This window comes from Rickettsia endosymbiont of Culicoides newsteadi, from assembly GCF_002259525.1.
In the GTDB taxonomy this organism is placed as follows: Bacteria; Pseudomonadota; Alphaproteobacteria; order Rickettsiales; family Rickettsiaceae; genus Tisiphia.
On the sequence record NZ_MWZE01000122.1, the window covers coordinates 3,326 to 6,478 of the forward strand.

Consider the following 3,153-nt stretch of genomic DNA (forward strand, 5'->3'; position numbering starts at 1 on the left):
TGTACGTTAATAAGCTGACAATCATTTGTCCAAAAGCCTCTGGCTAAATCTGGATGGCTAAATAAATTCCATATATTGAGCGATGCGTTATATTTCTTCTTGCCATTATAAATTATTAGGGGATAAATTACTGGAAGGCGTTTAGCTTTAGGATTAGTAGTTAAATATCGATCACAAATATTAATCATATATTTAAATAACCTAAATGCCATCATTTTATCAACAGTACTTTGATGTTCCAATAGCAAAAAAATATAGCCATCCTGATCATTAAACTTAACAGAAAATAATACATCAGAAATAGTTTCAGAAAGGTCTGGCTCAATAAAACTATCTTTTTCTAATTTTAAAGATGTGCTATCGATTAAAGCCAACACATCTTTAGGCAAATGAGTTGCCAAAAACTCTTTAGCAACTATTGGATTCTCCATAGATTTGCGAAAAATTTCGTCATGCTTTGGTTTGTCTGGAGTCATAATACCATTTCCCTATTAATTACTTTAGTTATTTCCTACAACCTCCTAGTTTACAAAGGTTTGACAAAATACTATTTAATACTATAATTTAACACCTTAAAATACAACGTTATTATAATTTAAATTTTTTATGAATACAGCTCTATCCTTGAAAAAACCATTTTTATTATGGTCTCTTGCCAGCATGTTTTTTGCCTTTCAATTTATATTAAGACTTTCGACTGGAATTCTTAGAGAAGAAATTATGCAAAAATTTGCTATTGATACCATAGCATTTGGTACAGTTGCTGGATATTATTATTTAGGTTATGCAGGGATGCAAATACCAATTGGCATAATGCTCGATAAATTTAACTTTAGAATTGTTACATTCATATCTATCTTGGTTACTTCTCTTGGTACTTTAACTTTTGTTGCCAGCGAAAATTTCAATTATTTACTCATTGGTAGATTTATGATTGGAGCTGGTTCTGCTGTTGGGTTTTTATCAGTAGCTAAAATTACTAGAAGCTGTTTTCCAGCTAAATACCACTCCGTAATGCTAGGGCTTTCTTTTACTTTTGGCTTAATTGGAGCAGTATTTGCTATTACTCCAATGAAACTATTATTCACCTATTTTGGTTATAACGTAACTTTTAATAGTTTAGCTTCCATCGGATTTATTATTGGACTAATGATTTTATTGATAAAAAATGATGATGTAAGTAGCAATTCTACTACTACTCTAGATTCCGAATTATCGATATTGAAACTCTTATTAAACCCTACTATTCTGTTAATCGGGATTTTTGGTGGTTTAATGGTAGGAGCATTAGAAGGTTTTGCTGATGTATGGGCTATTCCATTTTTCAAACAAATTTATCAAATGAATGATATGGATAGTAACTTAGCTACCTCATTTGTTTATATAGGGATGTGTCTTGGCGGTCCAATACTTGCTCTTATTGCTAATTTAGTAAAATCATCTGATGCTATAATAACTATCACCGGATTGCTGACAATAGTAATTTTTATCATTCTATTATATTGTCCTTCATTAAATTTCTTTACTAGTAGTTCTTTAATGTTTTTATTAGGAATTTTTTGTTGTTATCAGGTTCTAATCTTTACCATTGTCAGTAACCTTGTTACGGAGAAATCTATTGGACTTGCCGTTGCGATAGTCAATTGTATCAACATGTCTTTTGGGCATTTCTTTCACAAAATTATGAGTTATTTAATCTCTTATAATTGGGACGGCTTACTGAGTGAATCTGGCACTCCTATTTATAGTCACTATGATTTTATTGTGGCAATTTCTATAGTTCCCATTTGTTGTCTTATCGGAATTATCGGCTTTTGCTGTTTGTCTAAAAAGTCAAATAAAATATCAATCAAGGGATTTGTGGAAGAACCTGTTTCAGCCTAACAAACGTCATTGCGAAGAGGCACAAGCCGACGAAGTTGATCCAGGAAATTAGTACAAATAATTTAACCTCTTAAAACTTGTTTTACAATTTCAGGTTCCTTTTGAATAATCTTAAGAAGTACCTTTGCTGCCCCAGTTGGTGATCTACGCCCTTGTTCCCAATTACGTAGTGTTGCAATGCTAATTCCAAATGCTGCAGCAAATTGTTTCTGAGTTAGTTTGAGGTGATCTCTTGCCTCATATACATCAATATTTGGTAATGAAATATTGTGTTTTTTTGCTTTTAGCCGACCTTTAGAATATAGGATCGCTTCTTGCATTCCAGCTAGAATACTTTTTTCAGTTCGATTAAATTCTTTTGTACTCATATTTTTTTCCTAATTATATAATTTTATTAAAGTCTTACTCAGGTTTTTTAATTCGTTACAAGTATCCTGACTAATATTCTCCATTTTGCTTTTTATAAAACCAGTTATTAAAAAGACCGGCATATTTTCATTATGATAAAAATAAATTATTCTCATTCCTCCACTTTTACCTTTATTGTTAGTTAGAGCAAATCTTAATTTTCTAATACCACCAGTACCTCTTATTATATTTCCCTGATTAGGATTCGCTGCTATATAGTTAATAATTTCCATACATTCTTTTTCACTCAAGTAATCCTTAGCAAATTTTTGAAATTCTGGAAGTTCAACAATTGAAATAAGTTTTGTGTCCATAAAATACACGATATGCCATTGGCATACTTATGTCAAGAGCTAAGTAAGGGAACTGTAAATATTTCTGCAAAGATTTCGCACAAGGCTGTATTTTAATATCTATGTGGGTATAGCCTCATCGGCGTAATCTGTACGAACACGCATAAGCGTCAGCAATTAAGAAAACAATAATTGAGAAACCGTCATTGCGAGGAGACCGTAAGGTCACGAAGCAATCAAGAAAAGTGATTAGAAATCGATTGCCACGCCACCTACGGTGGCTCGCTAATAGACGACTTTTCTACTTTATTTTCTTGCTGACGCCTATAAGTAATAGGCGAGCATTAGAGTGACGACGTCACCAACTTCTCATCAATTGACTATAAATCGTAGGTAGCTTCCTAGAATGGCACAACTGTCGAACATTGGTATTTCTTTTTTATTATTTAAATTCTATTTCCTTAGCATGTCTGATATGAACTACATAAATAGTATAGCACTTAACATAGAGGTTAATATAAGTTATAATGATAGATAATGAATAAATTTAATAATAGCAATATGGCGA

4 protein-coding genes are annotated in these 3,153 nt (G+C 31.9%); 1 reads left to right on the top strand and 3 read right to left on the bottom strand.

Translation table 11 applies throughout. The features are described from left to right. Window positions 1-476 (bottom strand): Rpn family recombination-promoting nuclease/putative transposase (locus RiCNE_RS06580; RefSeq protein ID WP_239832783.1); only part of this gene is annotated, 476 nt, incomplete at its 3' end. Window positions 477-660: 184 nt separating this feature from the next. Between RiCNE_RS06580 and RiCNE_RS06585 the strand changes: the two genes are divergently transcribed. Then, window positions 661-1,884: an MFS transporter gene (locus tag RiCNE_RS06585; RefSeq protein WP_275656755.1), complete on the top strand. Its 1,224-nt coding sequence runs from the start codon at window positions 661-663 to the stop codon at window positions 1,882-1,884. A gap of 62 nt (window positions 1,885-1,946) precedes the next feature. Here the strand turns inward: RiCNE_RS06585 and RiCNE_RS08150 are convergent, their stop codons facing one another. Together RiCNE_RS08150 and RiCNE_RS08155 are read right to left on the bottom strand one after the other, a co-directional pair. Next, window positions 1,947-2,252, bottom strand: coding sequence for a helix-turn-helix domain-containing protein (locus RiCNE_RS08150; RefSeq protein ID WP_239832795.1), 306 nt, complete (start codon window positions 2,250-2,252; stop codon window positions 1,947-1,949). A 9-nt stretch (window positions 2,253-2,261) separates the two neighbouring features. Then, window positions 2,262-2,606, bottom strand: coding sequence for a type II toxin-antitoxin system RelE/ParE family toxin (locus tag RiCNE_RS08155; RefSeq protein ID WP_239832796.1), 345 nt, complete (start codon window positions 2,604-2,606; stop codon window positions 2,262-2,264). Between the last annotated feature and the right edge of the window lie 547 nt (window positions 2,607-3,153).

What these genes read in the sequence shown, in the direction of transcription:
- RiCNE_RS06585 (WP_275656755.1), top strand. Translation starts at nt 661, where the DNA reads ATGTTTTTTGCCTTTCAATTTATATTAAGACTTTCGACTGGAATTCTT.
- RiCNE_RS08150 (WP_239832795.1), bottom strand. Translation starts at nt 2,252, where the DNA reads ATGAGTACAAAAGAATTTAATCGAACTGAAAAAAGTATTCTAGCTGGA.
- RiCNE_RS08155 (WP_239832796.1), bottom strand. Translation starts at nt 2,606, where the DNA reads ATGGACACAAAACTTATTTCAATTGTTGAACTTCCAGAATTTCAAAAA.